Source organism: Rhizobium sp. SVR5-9E, from assembly GCF_056755095.1.
Genome location: NZ_JBNDHS010000780.1, coordinates 1 through 233, shown reverse-complemented (window position 1 = coordinate 233; position 233 = coordinate 1). Strand labels below are relative to the sequence as shown.

Below are 233 nucleotides of genomic sequence, written 5' to 3'. Positions count from 1 at the left end.
GGGGAGTGGGCATTAAAGAAGATATGAACGTAGGCGAAGATATCAGTGTTACCGGCAACACCAATTTAAACGGAAATCTCTATACCAATAAAAAAAGCACCTTCAATGACGATGCTTTGTTTAATAAACAGGTAAGCATCAACAGCACAATCGATGATGACAATGATAAAGCGTTGGAAGTAACCGGAGGAGCGATCATAGGGAAAAGGCTGCATATCAAATCCACTGTAAGT

The 233-nt window shown here is 40.3% G+C and carries 1 protein-coding gene; it reads left to right on the top strand.

The annotated features are described in order from the left end of the window. On the top strand, window positions 1-233 hold a 233-nt coding region (locus ACPYOJ_RS36965), incomplete at both ends, for a hypothetical protein (protein ID WP_481420627.1).